Origin of the sequence: Nitrospirillum amazonense (assembly GCF_007828045.1) — a bacterium.
In the GTDB taxonomy this organism is placed as follows: domain Bacteria; phylum Pseudomonadota; class Alphaproteobacteria; order Azospirillales; family Azospirillaceae; genus Nitrospirillum; species Nitrospirillum amazonense_C.
Genome location: NZ_VITN01000039.1, coordinates 21,873 through 34,675 on the forward strand (window position 1 = coordinate 21,873; position 12,803 = coordinate 34,675).

Annotated in this window: 8 protein-coding genes; 2 read left to right on the forward strand and 6 right to left on the reverse strand. The window is 64.9% G+C overall.

Features of this window, described 5'->3' with window-relative positions:
• Window positions 1-3 precede the first annotated feature (3 nt).
• The 6 genes from FBZ89_RS29415 to FBZ89_RS29440 all read right to left on the reverse strand — a co-directional run bounded on the left by FBZ89_RS29415 (window position 4) and on the right by FBZ89_RS29440 (window position 9,227).
• Complete coding sequence (locus FBZ89_RS29415) at window positions 4-1,611, reverse strand: DHA2 family efflux MFS transporter permease subunit (RefSeq protein WP_145754541.1); 1,608 nt, start codon at window positions 1,609-1,611, stop codon at window positions 4-6.
• Between the two features lie 10 nt (window positions 1,612-1,621).
• Window positions 1,622-2,686, reverse strand: coding sequence for an HlyD family secretion protein (locus FBZ89_RS29420; protein WP_145754542.1), 1,065 nt, complete (start codon window positions 2,684-2,686; stop codon window positions 1,622-1,624).
• 359 nt (window positions 2,687-3,045) lie between these two features.
• Window positions 3,046-5,040, reverse strand: coding sequence for a S46 family peptidase (locus FBZ89_RS29425; protein WP_246173020.1), 1,995 nt, complete (start codon window positions 5,038-5,040; stop codon window positions 3,046-3,048).
• 318 nt (window positions 5,041-5,358) lie between these two features.
• Window positions 5,359-5,808, reverse strand: coding sequence for a hypothetical protein (locus FBZ89_RS29430; protein WP_246173022.1), 450 nt, complete (start codon window positions 5,806-5,808; stop codon window positions 5,359-5,361).
• A gap of 239 nt (window positions 5,809-6,047) precedes the next feature.
• Window positions 6,048-8,147 (reverse strand): S46 family peptidase, encoded by a 2,100-nt coding sequence (locus FBZ89_RS29435; protein ID WP_145754545.1) that lies wholly within the window; start codon window positions 8,145-8,147, stop codon window positions 6,048-6,050.
• Window positions 8,148-8,273: 126 nt separating this feature from the next.
• The gene (locus FBZ89_RS29440) at window positions 8,274-9,227 is read right to left on the reverse strand and encodes a replication initiator protein A (protein ID WP_246173023.1); all 954 of its coding nucleotides are present in this window, start codon (window positions 9,225-9,227) and stop codon (window positions 8,274-8,276) included.
• A gap of 1,147 nt (window positions 9,228-10,374) precedes the next feature.
• Here FBZ89_RS29440 and repA point away from each other — a divergent pair.
• A complete protein-coding gene (repA, locus tag FBZ89_RS29445) occupies window positions 10,375-11,631 on the forward strand; it encodes a plasmid partitioning protein RepA (protein WP_145754547.1) in 1,257 nt (418 codons plus the stop codon).
• Window positions 11,628-12,626 (forward strand): ParB/RepB/Spo0J family partition protein, encoded by a 999-nt coding sequence (locus FBZ89_RS29450; RefSeq protein WP_145754549.1) that lies wholly within the window; start codon window positions 11,628-11,630, stop codon window positions 12,624-12,626. Before repA ends, FBZ89_RS29450 begins: the two co-directional genes overlap by 4 nt.
• Window positions 12,627-12,803: the final 177 nt, after the last annotated feature.

Genomic DNA, 12,803 nt, shown 5'->3' on the forward strand with positions numbered 1-12,803 from the left:
GGGTCACTCCGCGGCGGCGGGCTTGGGCGCCGCCTTGGTGGATTTCATGAAAAAGGCCAAGGGCACGACACAGAAGGCGACCACGCCGGATATGCGGAAGACATCGACGTAGCCCAGGATGGCCGCCTGGCGCACCAGCGTGCGGTAGATGCCGCCCAGCGCCGAGGAATCCATCTGCGACGGCGTCAGCCCGTGGCCGGCCAGGCCGTCCATCCAGGCCTGCTTGGTCATCTGATAGCCCATGTTCAGGTCCGACAGGTGTTCGACCAAATAGGCCTGGTGCACCTGCGACCGCTGCGTCAGGTAGGCCGTGACCAGCGCGATGCCGATGCTGCCCCCCAGGTTGCGGGCCATGGAATAGAGGGCGGCCGCGTCGCCGTTCATTTCCCGCGGGACGCTGGCGAAGGCCACCGTGCTGATGGGGATCATCAGCAGCGCGGTGCCGAAGGTCTGGGCCAGGCGCATGCTCATCAGGTTCAGGAAGCTGACCTGGGGCGTGATGGTGCCCGTATAGAACATGGCGATGCCCAGCAGGAAGAAGCCGGTGGCCACGATGAAGCGGGCCTGGAACTTCTTCAGCAGCACGCGGGTGATGATGGGGATCATGATCAGGATCATGATGCCGCCGGGCGACAGGATCATGCCCGACCAGGTGGCGGTGTAGCCCAGTTGCGACTGTGCCAGCTGCGGGATCAGCACGGCACTGCCATACAGGGTGGCGGCCATGATGCTGATGAACAAGGTGCCGATGGCGAAGTCCTTGTTCTTCCAGACCCGCAGGTTGACGATGGGATCGGGCCGGTCCAGCAGCCAGACGACGGCGCCCACCAGGCCCAGCACGGCACCCACGGCGAAGGCCTGGATGAAGCCGCTGGAGAACCAGTCCTCCTGCTCGCCCCGGTCCAGCACGATCTGCAGGCAGGCGAAGCCGGCGGCGATCAGCGACAGGCCGACCACGTCGATGTTGCGCTTGCCCTTGCCGGCGCCGGCCTTGGCCCAGGGCGGATCCTCCACCACCGCCGAGATGGCGAAGGTGGCGATGACGCCCACCGGCACGTTGATCAGGAACACCCAGCGCCAGCTGAAATTGTCCGTGATCCAGCCGCCCAGCGTCGGCCCCATGATGGGGGCGGCGATGATGGCGACGGCCGTGACGCCGAAGGCGGTGGCGCGCTTGGCCGGCTCGAACGTATCCAGCAGGATGGATTGCTGGTTGGGCTGCAGGCCGCCGCCGAAGAAGCCCTGCATCAGTCGGAAGATGATCAGTTCCGGCAGCGACGTCGACAGGCCGCAGAGCAGCGACGACACCGTGAACATGATGATGGACAGCAGGAAGTAGTTCTTGCGCCCCATCAGGCGGCCCAGCCAGCCGGACACGGGCAGCACGATGCCGTTGGCCACCAGGTAGGAGGTCAGCGTCCAGGTGCTTTCATCCGTGCCGACCGACAGGCTGCCGGCGATGTGCGGCAGGGCCACGTTGATGATGGTGGTGTCCAGCACCTCCATGAAGGTGGCGACCGTCACCACCATGGCGACCAGGTAGGGGTTGTGCTTGGGACGCCAGCTCGACGCCCCGTGATCAGCCTCGGGTGGGGGAAGTCCTTCGCTCACCGCCGTCCCCTCAGTTCAGGTTGACGGTGGGTTCGACCGACAGGCCCAAGGGCAGGGGGTGATCGGCGGGCAGGCCGCCCGTAACCTTGATCTTGACCGGCAGGCGCTGGACGATCTTCACGAAGTTGCCAGTGGCGTTTTCCGCCGGGAAGGCGGTGAAGCGCGAGCCGGTGCCCATCTGGAAGCTGTCGACGGCGCCGGTCAGCTTCAGGTCGGGGAAGGCGTCGATCTCGATATCGACCGGCTGGCCCACGCGCATGTGCTTCAGCTGGTTTTCCTTGAAGTTGGCGACCACCCACACCTCCGGCGTCACCAGCGTCATGGCCGATTGCGACACCTGCAGGTAGTTGCCCTTTTCCACGGCGCGCTTGGTCACCCAGCCATCCTGCGGCGCCACCACGGTGGTGTAGGACAGGTTCAGCTCCGCCTGGGCCAGCTCGGCCTGGGCAGCGGCCACCTGGGCCTCCCACTGCTTCACCTGGGTGGCCGCGACCTCGATGTTGCGCGGCGCCTGTTCCGCCGTGCGCAGCTTGGCGTCGGCGTCGGCCAGCTGGGCCTGGGCGGTGCGGAATGCCGCCTGGGCAGCGTCGATCTGCGATTTGGTGGTGGCGCGGACATCGATCTCGGTCTGGCGCGCCAAGTCGGACTTGGCCCGGACCAGCGTGGCTTCGGCCTGGGCGCGGGCGGCGCGGGCCTGGTCCAGCTGCGCCGGGTAGGAGACCTGGGCGATTTCCAGGTTGGTCTGCGCCTGCACCAATTGCGCCTGCGCCAGTTCCAGCTGCGCGGCGTCCCGGTCGCGGGTGATCTGGTAGTCGCGGGGATCGATGCGGAACAGCAGGTCGCCGGCCTTCACCTTCTGGTTATCCTGCACCGCCAGCTCGACCACCAGGCCGGAAACCTTGGGCGCCACCGTCACCACCCGGCCCTCGGTGAAGGCGTCGTCGGTGGATTCCTTGCCCCGGCCACTAAGCCAGAGGACGACGCCGCCCACCACGACGACGGCCAGCACGCCGAAACCGATGATGCGCGGCAGGGGGGAACGCTTGGGCGGAAGGGAGGTGGGCGCGCTGGTCATGATGGTCCTCTGGTCCCTGATCGTTGAAGGCCGGATCGGGCTTGGGCCCCGTGAGGGGGTGCGAACGCCTTGGGCCCGGCCCGGCCGGGTCAAGGAATGCGGATGTATGGAGGGTGCCGCGAAATGCTGCGGCGCGGAAACTGCTTGCAAGCAAGTTATTGCTTATGGCCCCGGAACGCACCTAATGAGGATGGCGCGGATCTGGGATGCGGCAAGCGCCGAAAACGCGGAGCCTGCGAACACCCCCCATCTCTTGAGTCAAACCCCAGGATTAAAGCCGTTTTATGCGAGGACGCGCCCATCAGGGACACCACCGGGCGCCCCTGTCTGCGGCCTGCGTCACAGGTGGCGAATAAAGATCAGATACCCAGCTCGCGATTCAGTCGGGTGGTGCCATAGATCTTGGTCAGCGCTTCCTTGACCGCGCCCACCGATACCCAGACGGCGCGGTTGGAGTTGTCATCGAAGCCGAAATCACCGCCCAACGACTGGCTGTTGCCGTCGAAAATCATGCCCACCACCTGGCCGTCGGTGTTGACCACCGGCGAGCCGGAATTGCCGCGCACGATGTCGTTGGTGCTGACGATGTTCAGCTTGCGGCTGAAGTCCACATCACTGCGGGCGCGCAGCCACGAACGCGGCAGGGCCAGGGGTTCGGCCCCGGTGGCGCGACCATAAGCCTCGCCCATGGTGGTGTAGTAGCGCACGTGGCGGCCGTTCTCGTCATAGCCCTTCACCGTGCCGTAGGACACGCGGGGGGAGAAGGTGGCGTCCGGGTAGGCGCCGGTGCCCTTGGCGGCGAAGACGACCTGGGCGATGACGCCGGCGTTGCGCCGTTCCACCGCCTCCACATTCACCTCCACGTCGCGCCGGATGGCCAGCGCCTGCTTGTCCACCTCTTGCGCGAAGCGGATCAAGGGGTCGTGGCTGTTCTTGATGGCCTCGATGCCGCCCATGAGCAGGCGCTTGCGTTCGTTGGGATCGGCCAAGCGAGTGCCGTCCACCAAGTCGCTGGCCATCTTTTCCGCCGTCTGCGCCCCCAGCACGTCGCGCACCAGGGCATCGTCCGGGCCCAGCACCCGCCGCAGCTGCACCAGCCAGGCGCGCAGCAACAGTTTTTCCAGGTCGTTGGAAATGGGCGCGTTCGCCAGCAGGCGCTGGCGGGTGAAGGGGAAGCCGGCCTCAGTGAATTCCTGGAAGCGCTTGATGTCGGGCAGCTGGCGCTGTTCCGCGGCGCGCACCAGCAGGCGGGCGTAGGCGAACAGGTCGGACTGGGGCCCGCGCCCCTCCTCCACCACCTCCATGCGGTCGGCGACGGCGCGGTAATGGCTCACGGCCTGGGCGATGGCGGCCCAAGGATCGCCGAAGCGCTGCTGGAACTGCGGGTCGGCGGCCACCTTGGCCCGCAGCTCGTTCTCCGCCCGCCGTCGGCTGTCGATCAGGCCCGGATTGACCAGGGCGCGGAACTGGCCCAGGCGGGCCTTGTACGCGTTTTCCACCGCGAACAGCTTGGCGAAGGCCACGCGCGCGTGTTCCGCCCCCTCGGCGGAGAATTGCAGCAGCAGGCCGCGCAGCTCCGCCAGATAGACCAGGCATTCCGGCAGGACGACATCGCGGTCGTATTCCAACTCCGCCACCGTATCCAGGCGTTCGGTGGTGCCGGGATTGCCCGAAGTGAAAACCAGGTCGCCCTCCTGCGCGTCTCGAGGGGCGTAGGCGAAGTAGTTGGCCTGGGTGTTCAGGGGGGCGCCATGCTCGTCATAAACGCGCAGGAAGGCCACATCCAGGTCATAGCGGGGGAATTCGAAATTGTCGGGATCGCCGCCGAAGAAGGCGATGTCCTCCTCGGGTGAGAAAACCAGGCGCACATCCTGGTAGCGGCGGTATTTGTACACGTCGTAGACGCTGCCCCGGTACAACTCCACCACGTCGCAGCGGATGGCCTCATCCCCGCCGGCGCAGTCGCGCTGCAGCTTGGCCAGCACCTCGCGCAGGGCGCGGCCATAATCCTGGCCCTCACGGCCCGCCACCGCCTCTCTGACCTGGGGGGTGACGTCAGTGATGCCCACCAGCTGGTTGGCCTCCACATCCGGACATTTCACCTCGTCCTCCGGCTTGGCGGCGTAGAAGCCGTCCTGCACCAGGTTGTTGGTGGGCGAGGACAACTGCTGCAGGCAATCGCGGGTGCAGTGGTGGTTGGTCTGGACCAGACCGGTGGGAGAAACGAAGGAAGCGGAACAGCCCCGGGGCAGCCGCAGGGACGCCATGCGGAGATGGTCCAGCCACTGGGTGGTGGGCTCGAAGCCGTAGGTTTCCTGGACTTTGGCGCTGGGGAAGTGGTTGAAGGTCCACAATCCCTCATCCGCGCGGGCCCCGAAAGGCGTGGAGGCGAAAAGCCCGGACAAGCAGCCGCCGACCGCAGCCACCCTAAGCCCCGTACGCATGGTCCCTGTCCCTTGTATGCCCGTTTGTACCTTGTTGACCCCGGCGTTGACCCCGGCCTCCCCGCCGGGCGGTACATTCTTATGTGAGCATACCCCTAAGCCAGACTGGCGCGGGACGGGATTTTGTAACGGAAGTGCAAATGTCGCGGCCCTGAACGGGAAAACCCCAGGGAAATCCCTGGGGTTCACGTGACGCCTATTCCAACGAATAGGAACGGGGCTGTAGCATCAGTTGACGATGCGCCAGGACCCATCAGGCTGTTGGCAGGCGGTGCCCACCTGTTGGCTGGGCTTTCCCGCCACGGTGATGGTGGAAGTGTATTCGCGGCAGTTGGCCTGATCATAGGCCGGCTTGGCCGCCACAGCCTGAACGGGCTGCGCCACCACAGGCGGCGGCGCCTGCACCACAGCCGGGACCGGCGCCACATAGACGGGGGGCGCATAGTAGGGATAGGGCGCGTAGGCCACGGGATAGGGCGCCCAGTAAGGGCCGCGCCAGCGCCAGTAGGGGTCATGCCAATAGGCGCCGTAATAGCCCGCCGGATAAAAGGGGCCGACGCCGATACCAACGCTGACGAAGGTGCGGGCGCTCGCCGGGGCGGCGCCGCCGGCCAACGCCAGCAAGGCCACCACCAGCGACATCATCACCAGGAACGGAGCCTTGAACACGCGCTGCATGATCATCCTCTTTCAGACGGCGGAGCCACCGATGCGGTGCTCCGCCCCAAGCCGCCCTTGGTCACGTCAGGAAAGGGGCCCCCGGGCGCTCGGGGCCATCCCTGCCCTATAATACGGGATTGTGGCCTTTACCTGACGGCCGGGCGGGTGCGGCATTTGGTTTACCTACTCCGACGGCCACGCATGGGAAAAGGCCCGCGGTATGCATTCGCCGAGCCTCCCCCCCCCGCGCTTCCTCCTCAATGGGCGCCCAGTTCCCGGGTCAGGCGGTTGGCATGGTAGACTTTGGCCAGCGCCTCCTTCAGGGCGCCGACCGAGACCCAGACCGCGCGGTTGACTGAACCGTCATAGCCGTAGTCGCCGCCCAGCGACTGGATGTTGCCGTCGAAGATCAGGCCCACGACTTCCGCGTCCTTGTTGATGACGGGGGAACCGGAGTTGCCGCCGATGATGTCGTTGGTGCTGACGGCATCGAACTTCTGGGCCGGGTTGATGGCGTCCCTGGCCTTCAGCCAGCTGTCGGGCAGGGCGAAGGGGAAGGCGCCGGTGGCGCGGTCGAAGGTGCCGCCCATGGTGGTGAAGGGCGCCACGTGCTGGCCGTTCTGCTTATAGCCCTTCACCGTCCCGTAAGAGACGCGGGGACTGAAGGTGGCGTCCGGATAGATGGACGTGCCGTGCACCTTGAACATGGCCTGGGCGATGTAGCCGGCGTTCTTCTGCTGCACGGCCGAGACGTTGGCTTCGACATCGCGACGGGCGGCCAGGGCGTCGGCGTCCACCAGTTTGGCGAACTTGATCATGGGATCGGTGGAGGCGTCGAGGGCCGCTTGGCCACCCTCGAGCAAGCTCTTGCGCGCCACCGGATCACCCAGGCTGGAGCCCGTGACCAGATCATTCGCGATCTGCTGGGCTGAGCGGTTGCCGAAGACCTTCCGCACCAGGGGATCGTCCGGACCCAGCTGACGCTGCATGTAAACCAGCTGCATGCGCATCAGCACCCGTTCCAGCTCCGGATACACCGGGCTGTTGGACAGCAGGCGCTGGCGGATGAAGGGGAAGTTGGCGTCGGTGTATTCCCGCAGGCGCTGGCCATCCGGCAGGGGGCGTTCGCTGGCGGCGCGCACCAGGTTGCGGGCATAGGTGAACATGTCGGACTGGGTGAAGCTGCGGCTGCCTTCCAGCACCTGATAGCGCGTGGCGACCACGGCGTAGTGGTCCACCGACTTGGCGATGGCCGCCCAGGGGTCGCCGTACTGCTGCCTCAACGCCGGATCGGCGTCGATGAGGGCCTTCAACGCCGCCTCATCCTTGCGCTTGGCATTGATCAGGGCCGGATCGACCAGGGTCTGCAACCCGCCGTACAGCGCCTTGTAACTATTCTCCAGGGTGAACAGCTTGGTGCGGGCGATACGGCCGTTCTCCTCGCCCTGCGCCGTGAACTGCAGCAGGATGCCGCGCAGCTCCGACAGGTACAGCAGGCGGTCGGGCAGGGCGTGATCGCGCTCGTATTCCAGCTCGGCCACGGTGTCCAGGCGTTCCGTCCGGCCGGGGTTGCCGGAGGTGAAGACCAGGTCCCCTTCGTTCGCGTCATGGGAAGCGTAAGGGAAATAGGTCGCCTTGGTGTTCAGCGGCTTGCCGTCCTTGTCGTAGACGCGGACGTAGGAGACATCGAGATCGTAGCGCGGGAATTCGAAGTTGTCCGGATCGCCGCCGAAGAAGGCGATGTCCTCCTCCGGCGCGAACACCAGGCGCACGTCCTGATACCGGTGATACTTGTAAAGATTGTAGGCGCCGCCGTGGTACAGCTCGACCACGTCGCAGCGGGTGTCGTCGGCCCCGCCCGTGCATTCCGTCTGGATGGCGGCCTGCACCTCCTTCAAGGCGGCGGAGAAGGAGTCGCCCTCCTTCCCGGCGGTGGCGGCGTTCACCCGCTGGGTCACGTCCGTGATCTGGACCAGCTGGTTGACCTCCATATCCGGGCACTTGGCCTCGTCCCTCAGTTCAGCCGCGTAAAAGCCGTCCTTGATATGGTTGTGGTCGGCCGTGGAGACCTGCTGGATACAGGCGCGGGCGCAGTGATGGTTGGTCTGCACCAGGCCGCTGGCGGAAACGAACGCGCCGGAGCAGCCGCGCGCCAAGCGGACGGAGGCCAGTTGCACCCTCTCCAGCCACTTCGGGTCCGGGCTGAAGCCATAGGCCTGCTTCACCTTGGCGCTGGGGAAATTGTTGAAGGTCCACATGCCTTCATCGGCGCCGGCCAAAGTGGGCGCCAACAGCAGGCCGGCCAAGGCGGCGGCCGTCAGGGCGCTCAAGGGCGCGCCCTTCAGGAAATCGCGCATATCAGAAATTCCTCACGACAGGTCGGTCCCGTGCCCCGCAGCCGGGTTTTCCGACTTGCAGCATGTCTGTCGTGGGATTGCAAGGTTGGTGGCGGTCCCTTGGGAGGTGCCCGCCGCCACCCAGCCTTAGGCCGCCAGGTCGCCCATCATCATGTCGGGCAGGGCGTCCGGGAACTCCGGCGCCTGGTCGAAGGGCGCCATGGCCGACAGGCTGTCGGTGCGGAAGAAATAGACCATGTGGCTTTTCAGCGGCGTGCGACCCGGAGGCGGCGGGGCGTTGCGGTCGCGGCCCCAGCGGCGGGGATCGACCACCGTCAGGCCGTATTCCGGCAGCGCCTGACGCTTCTTGGCCAGGGCCACCAGCCGCGCCTTGAACACCTTCAAGTCGCTTTCGGCGCCGACGCGCAGGCGCAGCTTCTCAATGTTCATCTTGAAGGCGCCCTGGTTGCCGCAATGGGCGCGCGCAATCTCGTACAGCCGCTTTTCCGTGGGCGACAGCTTGAAGTAGTCGGGGTGGTAGGTGAGGATTTTGCGGTCTTTGACCACCGCACGGTACAGCCAGTCGCAGAGTTGTACCGTCAGCGACTTCATGGTCTTCCCGCCATCCTTGTCGCGACGGTAGTTGATGCGGTAGTCCAGCACCCAGGAGAAGGCGCCCGTCTCCCCCTCGCCACCCGTCTCCAGGTTGGTCAGCACCTGGGTGGACTGCAGGCGCTTCAGCGCGTCCTCCAGCCGTTGATAGGCGGTGTTGGTGGCATGAATGCCCACCACGCGAAAGAAGTCGTGGCCGGTGAAGGTGAGGCGCGGGCTGACCGGTTCACCCCGGTTCAGTTTGTCCTGGATCAGGGACACGAGGTAGATCAGCACCTCCTTGTCCCAGATGTTGGCGACGCCGTGCTTGGTGCCGGTAACCTCGATGCGGACGGTGCCGTCATCGTAGATCGGCAATTCCGTCACCGTCTCCTTGCTGAGGGCGAAGAAGTTGAAGACCATGACCAGGCGGTCGTTCTTCACCTTGCCGATCAGGGGGCTGTCCAGGGCCAGGGCCAACTGGCTGCCCGCCATCGGGGCTTCCACCATGGCCGGCGCGGAAATCCTGTCCGCAGTCCCTGTCGTCGTCCCCGCCATTGTCGCCACCCTTCACACAGCAGTCCCCATCCACCATGGATCGGGCGTTCGGACTCCGGATGATGAACGCGGCCAATCGCCGCCGCCAACGGCAAAAATACGCTCGGTTGCCGATCCCTTGAGATTCTGGCGGCACCACCCCCAAAATCTGGTGTGCAAGCCGAGTCGATACCGTGGCTGGTATCCGAACCCGTGACCCTAGGTAACCGAACCCTTGAGTCGACTCGGCAAAGACTTGGCCGACTCATCACAGGTGGGATGAAGTCAGGCGGACTCGGGGCCAAGGTGAGTCGGATCGCGGTATCAGAGTCCGGAACCGGCCCGCCCAACCTTCCAAACTCAAGGGAACCGCAACCGGGATTGAGGGAACGGCAACCAAGATCAAGGGTATGGCAACCGACTCCGGCCGACTCGCCCCGTTTTCCCTCAAGGGTTCAGATACCATTTTTCTCAGCTCCAGGGTTCGGCAACCATTGGCCAAGGGTTCGGTGACCCGAGGCCCGAGGGTTTGGAGTCCGCAGCCCGAGGGTTCGGAAACCGAGAGTCACGGGAACGGTTACCAAATTCCCTGTTAAACTATTGGAAAAACGCCGCTTTCCGGCGCTGTAACAGTTAAACCCTATATCTCTTTAACCCTGAATCCTTTTAAGGAAACTATCCACAGGCCAGCCTTTCAAGGGCAGGGACAATGGCCACGGGATTATGCTTGGCGGGTTCCAGAGCAGGCTTTCCCCTCAAGCCTACCCTTGCGATCGACGCGCGCTCGTCAGAGTGGCTTCCAACAAAATCCCAGGAAATGCGCCGTTTTTAAAGAGACCGCTCCACGCCGGAAATTGGTATCCGTTCCCTTGAAGATCGGAGCGCGTCCACTAGAAGATCGTGGTGGCTTCCAGTCCCGATCGCCCCGCTTCCAAGGTTACAGTTACCAAAGACGGCGACTCAACCAATTGATCAAATCCCATCAGCGAAGTTTTCCGCCTAATCGGCAAAAAATCGATGGTGAGACAGTTATCCGCATATTTGGCCAAAGATCGCGGTTGGCGTCCGGATCGCGGTTGGGCATTATCCGCCCATCTTTGGCAGCCCTTCGGATACACCAATGACCACCGATGTCAGCGCGCCCGCCGATAGCACCCTCCCGGCCAGCGACGACCCCCTGCAAATTTTCCTGGACCACTCGGAAGGCTGTGACGCCATCCAGCGCAAGATCATTGAGGTGCAGGCCTACCCTGGCCATGCCAAGAGCCTGCGCCTATTTCCCACCTCTGAAGCGGCCCGGTTGATCCGCATCTCGGAAAGCCACCTGCGCGCCCTGCTGAAAAATGAGCAGTTTCCCCAGGGCACCGTCATTGGTGGCAACAACCGTCGCGGCTTCACCCTGGCGGAGGTGAACCAGATTCGCCGTCAGCTGTTCCAGCAGACCGGCGACGTGCGTTATCGCGTGGGCCGTGATCGTGAGGCGGGGGAGAAGCTGTCGGTCATCACCGTGGCCAACTTCAAGGGCGGGGCGGCCAAGACCACCCACTCCGTCCACCTGGCGCAGTATCTGGCCCTGCAAGGCTATCGGGTGCTGATGATCGACCTGGACAGCCAGGCCAGCGCCACGTCGCTGTTCGGGTTCGTGCCGGACGAGCAGTTCGACCGGCTGGACACGCTGTATCGTCTGTTCACCCTGGACGACAGCCAGCGCATCAACGATCTGCGGCCGTTGGTCCAGAAGACCTATTGGGATGGGCTGGATGTCATCCCCGCCAACCTCGGTCTGTACTCCACGGAGTTCGAGGTGCCGGTGCGCCAGATGCGCCAGCGGGAACTGCGCTTCTGGCGCATCCTTGCCGACGCCCTGCCCAGCATCGACCAGGATTACGACATCATCGTCTGTGACTGCCCGCCGTCGCTCAGCTACCTATCGATCAATGCCGTCATGGCCGCGAACTTCCTGCTGATCCCCATCCCACCCAGCATGCTGGATTTCAGTTCCGCCGGCCGGTTCTTCCGCATGGTCTATGAAACGCTGTCCACCTTGGCGCAAGCCGAAGGCGGCCGGGTGAAGACCTTCGATGCCGTGCGCCTGCTGGTCTCCAAATACCAGACGGCCGATGGCAACCAGAGCCAGCTGGTGAAGTGGATGGGCAGCATCTTCGCCGACACGCTGCTGGAAAACCGCATGGCCCTGACCACCGGCCTGGATAGCGCCGGCAACCTGAAGCAGAGCTATTACGAGCTGGAGGCCAGCGACGTGAACCGCCGAACCTATGAACGCGGGCTGGAATATCTGAACAACGTGAATGCCGAAATCGAGCGGGTGATCTGGGACATCTGGAAGCGCACGCCGGCGCGGGAGGGGACGCGATGAGCCGCAAGGACAGAATGGCCGAACTGGACAACGCCATCGGCGACCTGACCGCCACACGCGCGGCGCGGCCCACCTCCCCACGATCCGCTATCCCGATCGTCAACCAGATCGAGAGCGTGTTCCAGGATAGCGCCAAGGAACTGGAGACCCTGCGCGACAGCGGCCGCGTGTTGCTGGAGCTGGATCCGGCCGACATCCACAGCACCCAATACCAGGACCGGCACACCGCTGCCTTCGCGGATGCCGCCTTCGCCACCCTGGTGCAGGACATCCTGCGGCATGGCCAGCTGGCGCCGGTGCTGGTGCGGCCGGCCGCGGACGGCAACGGGTATGAACTGATCGCCGGTCACCGCCGGACGGCCGCCTGCCGCCATCTGGGTCGCAAGGTGGTGGCGCGGGTGATGCAGGCGGACGACCGCGACCTGCTGATCAAGATGGTGCAGGAGAACGAGGCCCGCGCCGACATCTCCGCCTACGAACGGGCGGTGCAGCTGAAAACCGTGCTGGATACCGGGTTGATGAGCCGGGCGGAGCTGATGGAGCGGCTGGACTTCAGCAAAGGGCACCTGTCCAACTTGCTGAAGTTCGCCGTACTGCCGGCCACAGTGGTCGCTGCCTTGGACGATCCGCGGCCGTTGAAGATCAGCGATGGGGCCAAGCTGGCTCGCCTGATGGCGGAAAGCGAAGATGCGGCCGCCCGGGTGGAGGCAACCGCTGCCGAACTGAGCGAGAAGGGGGCGGATAACAATTTGAGCTTCGCCGCCCGTCTGCGCGCTCTGATGGCGGCGGCGCAGGGGGAAGGGGTGGCGGAGCCGGAGTTGGCGGGGGAGCGGGTGATCCGGTCCCGCACCGGCCAGGTGCTGGTGCGCCTGTCCTTGCATGAAGGCCGGCCCATCCTGCGTCTGGCGGCGGGCTTGCCCCCGCAGGCGCTGGATGCGCTGTTCGCCCAATTGCCCGAGACGCTGCGGCGCTGCGGGCTGGATGTGCCGGACTAAAGACGTGCCTTCCTATGGGGCCGGGGTTTGCCCTCCGGTTTTTCTGAAAAACTTCGAAACGGCCCCGTCCCCGCGACGGGGTTTTTTCTTGGTGCGCCAGGCATGGCGCGAGGTGCGTAAGCACCGAGAGCCGGGTTGGTAACCGGCTTGTGACTTGGAGGTGGAAGTCCTCTACGG